Source organism: Nostoc sp. 2RC (genome assembly GCF_014222165.1).
Taxonomy (GTDB): domain Bacteria; phylum Cyanobacteriota; class Cyanobacteriia; order Cyanobacteriales; family Nostocaceae; genus Nostoc; species Nostoc linckia.
On sequence record NZ_JACKZU010000274.1, the window covers coordinates 1 to 11,239 of the forward strand.

Consider the following 11,239-nt stretch of genomic DNA (forward strand, 5'->3'; position numbering starts at 1 on the left):
ATATATAATCTTAGTTAAGTTTGATTGTATTCTTAGACACATTTTCATTTAATAAATTATTAATAGATATCGCTCTTACACAGGCAAAATCAGACTATTGAGGAAAAGCAATAGTGGAAACAATGTATCTTCAATGGAAAAATAGATTTTCTGAGTTTACAAAAAATGTATAGAAAAACACATATATTTTTAACAAATATCCGCTTCTTTAGTTAGAGGATCGATGGACTGCTAAGCTGGTGTAATTTAACAATGCGTAACAGCTTATCAACGCGCAAGTTGTTAGGAGTGATAGATTGAGATGTAAATAATATCAAATCTCGTCACTCCTTTTTATCTGTTTTATTACTCTCATCAAATAAAAATCAAAAATATTAGACTTCCTTGAAAAATAGGCACTGGTGACTGGAAACTGGGGACTGGAAAAACCAAGATATTTTCATTGTTCAGACAGAGAAGACAAGGAGAGAAGTCACGAGTCGCCTACTTTTGAGCAACAGAACTAAGGGTAAATCGGGAGAATAACTTCTGATTTTTGACTTTTATCTCTATGAAAAATCGCTGATTTAGTTTAGGGGTTACTAATTAGGGAAACTTTGTGATATGGTGTCCTTTTGGACATTTTAACCCCATAAATACAATGATTTATCGCCGTAATTTACCGAAATATTTAACATTTTCATTCTTATCATTGGTATTGGCTGCTGATTTACCAATTACTTCAGTTTTTGCCCAAACTACTATACAGTCATCTATTGGTAAAAGTGTAGCCTTTACATGCAATGACAGCGAGACAACTATCAAAAATAAAAATGCCCCCAGAGTCAGTTTTGGGCAAACAAACATCTATATTGGTTATCAACAAGTATCATCTTTAAACAAAGACCCCCGCATCATCAGTTTTCAAAATGGTGTGAAAAAATGGTGTCGTAGTGATTACGAAACAACTAATGATGATGGTACAGGCTACGGATTACTTTGGGATGGAGGTAACGTTTTGTATGGCGTTTTTTCAGCCACCGGTAGCCAACCTGGGAATGATTTTCGACGTTTTGCTACTGGTCGTTGGCTAAGTAGTTATGGAAGCGGTGGCGGCCCTAAAGTCGCAACCATAGCAAAAATTAATCCACAAAATGGTAGCGTTTATTATGCGACATTTCTGACTGCAAAAAAGGCTGATGATGGCAAAACTAACTCTCTAGTTGTGACTGGATTGTCATGGAATGGCGTCAACTTGACTGCGAACGCTGATTCATGGTGGACTCCGCGTCGTGCTAATACAAATTCTATGGTTTGTTCTGGTTCATCACCTTATAAATATACAGCCATATTCACTGGAGATTTAACAAAAGTAAACTCAGCTTCAGCAGTTAACTGTAGTTAAGGGACTTCCAAGTAAAAAAATATTCCATAGAAGATTGTTCGCTGTTGACTGTTGACGGTTCATAGTTAACAGTCAAAGCTTCGATTCTGCTCAGCCTTTATATCATGTCCGGTTGAAGACTTATCATTAGGACTGACGCGGGGACGGGGAGACGCAAAGACGCGGAGAATTTTTTTCATAAGTGATTAGGCGGACATGATATTACACTGAGCGAAGTCGTACCACTTCCCTCCGGGACACTCCGCGTAGCAGCGACCATAGGAGAAGGGTCAACGCATTAACTAGAATAATTTATTTTTTGGAGTTCCCTAAAGTTATTTAGTACAAATACACTAATGTTCGTTGCTAGTTCTGAGGATCAATCCGTGTGAGTTGCACCAAGATAGCCTTTAGGATTGCTATAGTTTTCTGGAATTGGCAATCTTAGCGTTGTAGTAATTAATAGAACAACGAACAACCTATATCTAACTTATATAACTAACCTTGGGGTAATATAGCCCACCAAAAGCCCGGTCATAAAGACTGGGTTTTTGAGTTTAAAGATGGTGCGATTTGGATGAAAGGAAGGGGTCAGATCCTTTTGTGGCGATAAATAAAGACGGGTTGCAACCCGTCTAAATAGCTTGAAAGTGCAAATACACCTTGTATGGTATTGAAGCTAACACAATTATTCTTGTAATAGTTGCCAATTTGCCAAAGCATCAAAGAACAAATGTTCAATTGCTGATTATTAAGTTTTGTAGGACAAATTTTAGCGTCAAGTTAACGGAAACCTAAAATTTCCGAAATTGCAGCTATTATATCAAGATAAAAATTTCCTTTCACGGCTCGAAATAACTCAAATTTTGAGTCAGGGGCACCAAAGAATGGTCTGAAAAACCATCCTAACTGCATCCCCACAAAAGCATAAAGCAATAACCAAAATCTTAAAATAGTGGTGCGAGTCGTTTTGCCTACTTCATCTTGTTGTGAAAGTAGTTGTATTCCCTCATAAAGGAATTTGACGCCAAAGATACCTGTGATGCCAAAGATTGAGACATTCAACAGTTTGAAGAATTGATAAGAATCAGGAGTAGTGATGAGAAAAAATAGTGTAACTGGTGCGAAGCTGAATAAAAGTACACTAATCACTGACACAGATGTGAGTAAGACAACAAAATGCTGTTGAATGCTACTGCGCGAACCAAACAAAACATTAAAAAAGAACAAAGTCGGAAAACAAATTATCAGTGTTAATAAATAAAATGCCGGCAGTTTGATAGCACTGGATAATGCTTGTGCCCAACCGTGGGATGCACCGATAATTGCACCATAGATAGCAAAGCAAATAGAACTAGCTACAAACAAAGAACTGATTTTATTTTCTAATCTGATTCCCAGGCGAATTTCCTCTAAAAACGATTGGCGATCGCGTAGTAAATTCACCAAAACACTAAATTGTTTAACGCTGTGAGATTGCTTTTCCAACATAATGCTTTTATAGTTGATATTTGGTATGCTTTGGTAATAACTTAGAATTCAAAAATCAGTAGTCAAAATAATTAAATAATCAAGGCAAATTTTGATAAATAAATATCCTAATTCTACTGAAATACTCATGAATTCTGAATTCTGACTCCTGAATTCTGACTCCTGACTCCTGACTCCTGACTCCTGACTCCTGACTCCTGACTCCTGACTCCTGAATTCTGAATTCTGAATTCTGAATTCTGACTCCTGACTCCTGAATTCTTACTGACGAATTCCCAACAAGTAGCTGATAGCTTGAATCACGCTGAGATAAAAATTACCTTCTCTTTCGCGGAATAATTGGAATGCAGAATCAGGTGTGCCAAAAAATGGTCTGAGAGTCCATCCTAGCTGGCTACCCACAAAAGCGTAAAGAAATAGCCAAAATTTTAAAATTGTCTGGCGTGTTTTGCTACCTTCATTATCTTGTTCTAAAACTAAATTTGTGGCTTGATATAATGCGGAAATACCAATAAATCCAGTCAGTGCAAAGATAACAACATTTAAGAGAATTAAAAATTGGTAATTATTGGTAGTTAATAAAAAAAACAGGGTAATTGGTGCAAAACTAAATAAAAGGACGCTAGTAATGGAAACTGCGGTTAAAACTAATGCTAAATGCTGTCCAAATGTCCGTTTTGAACCAAAAATTACGTTAGCAAAATACAATGTCGGGATACAAATTAGCAGTGTAATTAAGTAAAGGGCTGGGAGTTTGACGGCAGAAGACAAAGCTTGCATCCAGCTATGATATGCACCAATAATTCCGCCATAAATAGCCAGGAATAAAGAACTACAAACTAGTAGAGAAATGATTTTATTTGGTAATCTTATACCTTGGCGGACTTCCTCTAAAAAACCTTGGCGATCGCGCAGAAAACTAATGAGTATTGCAAAGTATTTGATTTCCATAGGTTTCGGTTCCATTATATTATCCTCACACACATATTATTTGATTAGAATTCAGAATTCAGAATTCAGAATTCAGAATTCAGAATTCAGGATTCAGAATTAATCAGGCTTGAATATGCAAGCTTGATAATTTGAATAAAATTCAGTAGGTAGAAAACCATTAGTTTTTCAACCATTGTGACTTCTGACTCCTAAGTTATGAATTTTACTGTTCTGAGTAGTCACCACCAGAGCCGTACTTCCAAGCATCAATCAAGCGATGCCAATAATATTGTTGTTCCTTTGGTTGATTGTTCACCCATGTTTCTAACATTGGACTTAACTTAAATAAGGCAGTATAAACACCTAAATTACTGTAATGTACCATCCAATCCATCAAACTTGCCAAACCTACTTGGGGAATTATTTTGATAACTATTTCTGGATGAGAGAAATTAGTTTTTAAGAGTGTTTGTGTCAGTGCCCAAAATTGTACTATATCTTGTAAAAATGGCTTCAGTACTAGCGTACCCAACTTTTGCATTTCTTCAAACACTGCTGAAAGTAGTTGGTTAATTTGCTCTGGAGGAATTTTTTGATTTACACCAACACTCATCGCTTTTTGAAATAACCACGTAACAGTCAAACTTGGTTGATAGGGTTGCAGCAATGACAGCGCTTTTGCTGATAATTGTTCGGTTTTTAAGGCTTCCTCAATACCGAATGTTAAACGCTTTAAGTGACGCACCATCGCACCAAAACCACCAAAACTCAAGGGAGATTGGCTACCACTGCTATCTCCCACTGGTAGAATGTGATTCCAAGGAGTTTTGAGAGGACTTTGGCGATAGCTGGGAAAAAAGCCAAACAACGCCCGTTGAAATTTCAGCTGACTCAATTCCACACCTTGATATTCTGGTAAAAGACGCAGATATTCTTCAAAGAAAGCTGACAAGCTAAAGCGTTGGGGATGTGCATCCATGTAGGTAAACAAGTAAGTAGTTCTACCGTCTCTGGCTGGGAAAGCTTCCCAGAAGTACTGACACTGATTTTGCAAAGATGTAAATGATAACAACAAATCCCCAGAGTTATTTTCCGGAAAACCTTGGGCGCAAGTTCCCACAACCAAGCAAAGGGCGTCTGGTTTTTTTCCTTGACGTGCTTGTTGGGTAATGGGAGAAAAATGTCCCATCGCATCGATTAACAATTTAGTTTTAAATTGATTATTGACCATTACTCCATCTGGATGCACCACCGCTTCTTTAAAAGGCGTGTGTTCTAACAACTTTCCACCAGCATCAAGAAATCGGGTTTTTAATGTAGCCAGTAAATATACAGGATCTACGCCGATATTCAAAACATCCTCTACCCAAATTTGTGTACCACCGTGAAAACCCACTCGTGCTGGGTTATATTGAGTGGCGATCGCAGTTTCTAATTCCTCCTGCGTTAATAAGTTCAATTCCACAAACACATCTAATTCTTTACGAGAAATATTCCACTCTTGTTCCCTTCCCCGCAGAATTCCCCGTTCCATCAACGCCACCCGCAGCCCTTTCACCGCTAAAGCCGAACCAATTAAAATACCCAAAGTACCACCGCAGATAAGCACATCGTAGTCTGCAACCCCCAAAGGCTGTTGACTTTCTGTAACTAATGTTGGTATAGGTGCAGTGTTTTCTCTGAGGGATGTTAAAATGCGATCGCTCTGACGTAACCCGCCTAAAACATCACCCGGTAGTTGGGAAAGAATTTCTTCAGTTAAAGACATTTTGAAAAAACTAAACTCTATATTCTCAAGCTACCTGAGAATGAAGAAACTAGATATAATCATGGCCAGCTAATTTGTAATTAAAAGTTCTAATTACAAATTACAAATTAGGTAGCTTGGTTCTAGTCAAAGGTGAGTATTACGATATGTCCAGTACAAAACCTGTAGAACGTCTGTGTACTTTTGAAGAATATCTCACCTACGATGACGGCACTGACAAACGCTATGAACTTGAGGATGGAGTGCTGTTAGAAATGCCTCCAGCCTCAGATTTACATGAAGCTATTATTACTTTCTTGTTGATTCGCTTTTATTTGGAAATCCAACGATTAGGGTTAGACTGGCAAGTTCGTCCTAGCGGTACTGGCGTTCGTACTTCCACCAAAAAATCCCGTCTCCCTGATTTAATTGTGATGACTGAAGAACAGCGACAATCTATTCAGGGTAAATCGGCTGTGCTTGAGTTACCACCACTATTGATTATAGAAGTGGTTAGTGCTGAGTCTGTGAAACGAGATTATCAAAAAAAAGTACTTGAGTATGCAGCTTTTTCCATCCCTGAATACTGGATTGTCGATCCTCTTGAAGCAAAGGTGACTGTTTGCTTGTTAGATAAAGGACGTTATAACCAAATAATATTCACAGGAAACCAGCAAATCAATTCTCTGACTTTCCCTGAGTTAGTATTGACAGCACAGCAGATATTAACGGCTTAGAAATGTGAATTTTACTGTGATTTTTCTGTTAAATTTCAAGTATTTCCTGGATAACACTCTTCAAATCTTTGTCTGCTGGACGTTTTGTAAACTGTTCATGATTATAAACCCACACTAGTTTGATGACACAGTTAATTGTATTAACCAAGTACATCAATCTAACTTGTCCCGAAGCTCCTTTTCCAGCTTTTAACTCTAGTTTGTGAAATGTCCATCCCTCAGGTAACTGAATTTTTGCAGGTAAAGGTTCATGACGCGAATTTATGGGATACTGGTCATCAATCAAACTTTCTAAAGCTTCAGTAATAAGCTCAACAAAATCACTTCCAAGGGCTTTTGCAAGTTTTTTAAAAGAACGCTTAAAATTATCTGATTCCTCAATCGAGAAGGGAGTTGAGCCAGTCACCCACTTCTCCTTTATTAATACGATTTGAGGATTTAGTATTAATAGCATCCTCTAGAGTTTTAGCCATTAACGATTCATATATGGGGTGTTCTCGCTCGATTAAATCAAGCTTTTGATAACCCAATGCTTTCATATCCTCCTGAAGAATTGGCTCAGTTGAACTGGCTTGAGGAGGCAAACCCTTACGTGCTTTTTTCCAGGGAAATTCACCATGAGTCATATCACTAAGTCGATATGCATGGTATCCTCCGAAATATTCCCAAATTTCTGATAAAATTTTTTTCTTTTCATCAGAAATTTCTAACAAAAAATCCTCGTTGGGGACAGGTAACTGGTTTGCTTCAAATTCACTATAAAATCTATAAGCAGGCGGACAAACTGGCCCATATCGCCATGCTTGAATTTCTTCATTAAACAATGGCTCATCATACAATGCCAAATGCAAGCTTTGAGAATAATACAGGAGCTTTTGTACCTTCATATTGGTCATTTCAGCTTCTATACCATCCTCATAAGCTCTGACAATAAAGTAGCGAGCTGCATTCAGGCAATCAATCATACTCATAATTTAATTTAGTATATAGGCAAAAATTGGATTAAATATTTCAAAGTTCAAAGGCAGGCAAGCTGCCTGCCCTACAATAAATTAACCCAACCCAGTAATTAACTCAGATTTTGCTTGTGCCAAAGCCTCTGGTAATTTACTCGCATCTCTACCGCCGGCTTGGGCTAAGTTTGGTCTACCACCGCCGCCGCCACCGCAGATTTTAGCGATCGCTCCCACAAATTTACCAGCTTGCAGTCCTTTTTTGTTAACTTCTGGACTAAAGGCCGCAACTATACTGACTTTACCAGCTTCGGGAACAGAACCCAACACCACCGCACCGTTACCGATTTTTTGTAATAAGCGTTCGGCTGCGGTTTTCAATGATTCGGCGTCTACGTCTTCTAATTGGGCGACGATAACTTTAAAATCGCCAACATTTTCAGCTGTTTGTAGCAAGCTGTCGGATTTTGCGATCGCCAATTGTCCTTTCAAAGATTCTAGCTGTTTTTCTGCTGTTCGCAGTTCGGTTTGCAGACTTGTAATTCTATCTGGTAATTCTTCGGGTTTGACTTTAAAGCGATCGCTCAAATCTTTAACTACTTTATCCCGGACGTTGAGATAATCCAACACGGCAGGCCCCGAAACAGCTTCAATGCGTCGCACCCCAGAAGCAACTCCCGCTTCAGAAATAATCTTAAAGACGCCAATCTCAGCAGTATTACTTACGTGAGTACCACCGCACAGTTCCATTGATACGCTAGGAAAGTCGATTACTCTCACTTCTTCTCCGTATTTTTCGCCAAACATGGCAACAGCACCCCTAGCTTTGGCTTCGGCTAAAGGTAATACCTCTACTTTGGCGGTGTGCGCCTGGGCAATCCAAGTGTTTACCTGTTCTTCAATTTGTTGGACTTCTTCTGCTGTCAAGGCACGGGGACAGTTGAAGTCAAAGCGCAATCTGTCAAAGGAAACGAGGGAACCTGCTTGAGAGATGCCATCATCGACAATTTTTTTCAAGGCTGCTTGTAATAAGTGCGTTGCGGTGTGGTTAGCTTGGGCGCGACGGCGACAAGCTGCATCGATTTGGGCAGTGACAGTATCTCCGATACGCAGTGTACCCCGTTCGATGCGTCCGAAGTGAACGAAGAAATCAGATTCTTTCTTCACATCTTCTACACGAATCAGGATGCCATCACCGGAGATATAACCGCGATCGCCAATTTGTCCCCCAGATTCAGCATAAAATGGCGTTTTGTCAAGGACAATTTGTACCGATGTTCCGGCTTCTGCTGCTTCTTGGGAAACGCCTTCTACTAAAATCGCTTCGACTTTTCCCGTGGCCGCAGATTGGCTGTAGCCTAAAAACTCGGTGGCGTGGATGTGTTCTGCTAGTTTGTCGAGGGAACCTTGGACTGTTAAATCGATGGTTTCGTGTGCAGCTTTGGCGCGTTCCACCTGCTTTTGCATTTCAGCATTGAAACCATCAACATCAACTTCTAATCCCTGTTCTTCTGCAATTTCCTGGGTGAGTTCCAAGGGGAAGCCGTAGGTGTCATATAAAGTAAAGGCACTTTCACCACTAATAGAGGTTTTGCCTTGCTGTTTTACTTCTTGGATGATTTCTTCTAAAAGCTTTTCCCCTCTATCCAAAGTTCTCAAGAAATTAGATTCTTCCCGTTGCAACTCAGCTTTAATTGCTGCTTCTCGTTGGCGCACGTTGGGGTAAGCTGATTCTGAAAGAGCGATCGCAGTTTCGGCAACTTGGGTAGTAAATTCCCCATCAATCCCAATTAATCGTCCATGACGCACCACACGCCGAATTAATCGCCGCAACACGTAACCCCGTCCGACGTTGGAGGCGCGGATTTCATCGGCAATCATGTGGACGACAGAACGAATGTGGTCGCCAATCACTTTTAGGGAAACTTTGGTTTTTTCATCACTGCTGTGGTAGTCAATGCCAGCAATTTGACCTGCTGTTTGGATAATTGGGAAAATCAGGTCAGTTTCGTAATTATTCGGCACGTTTTGGAGAATTTGCGCTATTCTTTCCAAACCCATGCCGGTGTCGATGTTCTTGTTTTGCAGTGGCGTTAAATTGCCGTCAGCATCCCGGTTATATTGCATGAACACGAGGTTATAAAACTCGATAAACCGGGTATCGTCTTCTAAATCTATATTTTCATCGCCGCGTTCTGGGTGGAAGTCGTAATAAATCTCAGAACAAGGGCCGCAAGGGCCGGTGGGGCCAGATACCCAAAAGTTATCGTCTTCGCCCAAGCGTTTAATTCTTGCTTCTGGCACACCGATTTGATCCCGCCAGATAGCAAAAGCTTCATCATCATCTTTAAAAACGCTGACTACTAGGTTTTTTGGAGATAAGCCAAAGACTTGTGTAGAAATTTCCCAACCCCAAGCGATCGCTTGTTCTTTAAAATAATCACCAAAGCTGAAATTACCCAGCATTTCAAAGAACGTGTGATGGCGTTTAGTACGTCCGACGTTTTCGATGTCGTTGGTGCGGATACACTTTTGGGAAGTCGTAGCCCGCTTAAATTCTGGTGTGCGCTGTCCCAGGAATATCGGCTTAAATGGTAGCATCCCCGCGATCGTCAGCAGCACGGTTGGGTCTTCTGGCACGAGGGACGCACTTGGCAGAACTTGGTGACCGCGCCCAGCATAGAAGTCTAGAAATGTTTTGCGAATTTCGTTACCGCTGAAGTGTTGGGGATTTGAAGACATGGGAGTTTTTAACTTTTGACTAATGAAGGTTGATTGATGATAGTTGATTGATGACGGTGAACAGTTAACAGTCAACTGTGAACAGTCAACAGTTAACTATTATCTGCCTTTTGACTTTTGCTTTGGTATTAAGTGTATTTCCATAAGCAGCTTTATATATTCTTGCATTTTGTTTTATGTTGCTGCCAGTCAAGGAGATATAGCCGTTGCCAGCTTTTATTACCAGTTATTAGCTATCAATCAACACTCAATTATATGGATTGATTTTGGTACGCTAACCGCTGTCCGATCCCAATCCTTAAGAAATAATTTAAAAAACCCATATGAAGGTAAAAAATAGCACTAAAACTGAAAGTATCAAATATTGCTTGTGAAGGATGTGCAGAAACTACAGTTAACACTCAACGGTCAACCGTCAACAATAATAGAATATTTTTTACTTAGAAACCCCTAAAGCAGGTAATTCTTGCTACTGGTGATTCTGTTGAAGGCTACTAAATCCCATTCTCACTTGTTACAAAACTTGACATTTTAATATTTTAGGCTACACTGACAAAATCTTTTTCTCGGAATTCTACTTACTAAAAGAACCGAGTTGAATTAATTTCCCTGTAATAAGGGTACATTTTGACATAGCGTTTTTTATTTAATTTTTTGTACATCGATAGTATTTTTCCAAATAAAAATGTGAATTCAGTAAAGCAAGACGAAAAAACCTAAGTAGAAGAATTTTTTCTACGACTAATACCACTTAGATAGTGAATTTTTTGCCCTAGTAATTAACTCAGTAATTTTAGGGTACATCAGTATCTGCAAAACTTTCTTCTACGGGAGGCAGTTTTACAGTGAAAATTTTTTCATGCTGATGCAAGGCTAATCTTTAAAATAAAAACTCAGATGGTGTAAAAGTCGATAATTTAAAACACATTATCCGTCGATGAAACTGACAAATTAAGGAACTTTCTAGTAAGAAAATATTCCATAAAAGACTGTTAATAGTTGACAGTTGACAGTTGACTGTGAACTGTCAACTAGTATGTGGTGTTATTTATTTTTAGAGTTACCTAAAGAAGCGTATCTTCAAGAGTGACTTAAAACAGAGGTATAAATGTCTATTGACTAGAGTTATTTAGTCTTTTTGATATTTATGAGAATGTGGTTTTTACGGTTAAATTTAAAATTTAATAAAAATTTTATTTTTGGTAATTTCAGCAATTTTGCTGGGAAAATTGAGAATGATTTAAAATGTTTATTTTCGTAATTACCTCAGGTA

General features: G+C 39.0%; 8 protein-coding genes. 2 read left to right on the forward strand and 6 right to left on the reverse strand.

Features of this window, described 5'->3' with window-relative positions; all coding sequences use genetic code 11:
* Positions 1–640 precede the first annotated feature (640 nt).
* Positions 641–1,384 carry a hypothetical protein gene (locus GNE10_RS24815; RefSeq protein WP_099067811.1) on the forward strand — a complete coding sequence of 248 codons (744 nt, stop codon included), beginning with the start codon at positions 641–643 and terminating at the stop codon, positions 1,382–1,384.
* A 762-nt stretch (positions 1,385–2,146) separates the two neighbouring features.
* Here GNE10_RS24815 and GNE10_RS24820 read toward each other — a convergent pair.
* The 3 genes from GNE10_RS24820 to GNE10_RS24830 form a co-directional block, all read right to left on the reverse strand.
* Positions 2,147–2,854: an actin-binding WH2 domain-containing protein gene (locus tag GNE10_RS24820; RefSeq protein ID WP_099067809.1), complete on the reverse strand. Its 708-nt coding sequence runs from the start codon at positions 2,852–2,854 to the stop codon at positions 2,147–2,149.
* A gap of 261 nt (positions 2,855–3,115) precedes the next feature.
* Positions 3,116–3,820, reverse strand: a complete 705-nt coding sequence (locus GNE10_RS24825) for an actin-binding WH2 domain-containing protein (protein WP_221642981.1) — start codon at positions 3,818–3,820, stop codon at positions 3,116–3,118.
* A 190-nt stretch (positions 3,821–4,010) separates the two neighbouring features.
* A complete protein-coding gene (locus GNE10_RS24830; protein ID WP_185567550.1) occupies positions 4,011–5,555 on the reverse strand; it encodes an FAD-binding oxidoreductase in 1,545 nt (514 codons plus the stop codon).
* A gap of 146 nt (positions 5,556–5,701) precedes the next feature.
* Between GNE10_RS24830 and GNE10_RS24835 the strand changes: the two genes are divergently transcribed.
* Entirely contained in the window at positions 5,702–6,271 is a 570-nt protein-coding gene (locus tag GNE10_RS24835) for a Uma2 family endonuclease (protein ID WP_185567552.1), read from the forward strand.
* 28 nt (positions 6,272–6,299) lie between these two features.
* Here GNE10_RS24835 and GNE10_RS24840 read toward each other — a convergent pair whose 3' ends face one another.
* The 3 genes from GNE10_RS24840 to alaS form a co-directional block, all read right to left on the reverse strand.
* Positions 6,300–6,677, reverse strand: a complete 378-nt coding sequence (locus tag GNE10_RS24840; RefSeq protein ID WP_185567554.1) for a hypothetical protein — start codon at positions 6,675–6,677, stop codon at positions 6,300–6,302.
* Entirely contained in the window at positions 6,649–7,236 is a 588-nt protein-coding gene (locus tag GNE10_RS24845; RefSeq protein ID WP_185567556.1) for a Panacea domain-containing protein, read from the reverse strand. Before GNE10_RS24845 ends, GNE10_RS24840 begins: the two co-directional genes overlap by 29 nt.
* A gap of 87 nt (positions 7,237–7,323) precedes the next feature.
* Entirely contained in the window at positions 7,324–9,966 is a 2,643-nt protein-coding gene (alaS, locus tag GNE10_RS24850) for an alanine--tRNA ligase (protein WP_185567558.1), read from the reverse strand.
* Positions 9,967–11,239: the final 1,273 nt, after the last annotated feature.